The 534-nt window shown below is 63.5% G+C and carries 1 protein-coding gene; it reads right to left on the bottom strand.

Annotation, left to right across the window (positions count from 1 at the left end; all coding sequences use genetic code 11):
- Positions 1–177: 177 nt before the first annotated feature.
- On the bottom strand, positions 178–534 hold a 357-nt coding region (locus D6877_RS14445; RefSeq protein ID WP_241662903.1), incomplete at its 5' end, for a LysR substrate-binding domain-containing protein.

Below are 534 nucleotides of genomic sequence, written 5' to 3'. Positions count from 1 at the left end.
CTCGCTCCCACATTGGATATTTGGGCGTTCGGGAGTTTCTGAGCAAGCCACGAAACCTGTGGGAGCGAGCCTGCTCGCGAAGGCGTCAGGTCAGCCAGACCCTCTATGACTGACACTCCACTTTCGCGAGCAGGCTCGCTCCCACAGGGCCAGTGTCGGATTTGATGCAGGTTGTGATCAAACCGCCCAAGGTGGCCCGGTCTCGAATCTCGCTTCAATCCATTCCTTGAACGCCACCACTGCCGCCGCGGGAAATCGCGATGACGGCCTGATCAGATAGACGCCGCCCGCCGAATCCAGCTGCCAGTCGGGCAGCACGTGAATCAATCTCCCCGCCGCCAGGTCGCGGCTCATCAGCCAGTCGCCAGCACCGAGTATGCCGGCGTCGGCGCGGGCGGCGGCGAGCAGGGATTCGCTGTCGCTGGCGGTCAGGTTGCCGTGTGGCGTAATGGTCTGCACTTCGTTGCCGCGATGCAGGCGCCACAGCGGGAACGACGCCAGCCCGCTGAAGCGCAGGCAATTGTGTTGCAGCAG

This window comes from Pseudomonas sp. Sample_9 (assembly GCF_004307535.1).
GTDB classification, from domain to species: Bacteria; Pseudomonadota; Gammaproteobacteria; order Pseudomonadales; family Pseudomonadaceae; genus Aquipseudomonas; species Aquipseudomonas mercuritolerans.
Note: the sequence above shows the minus strand (reverse complement) of the source record. Positions and strands in the feature narration are given on the sequence as shown.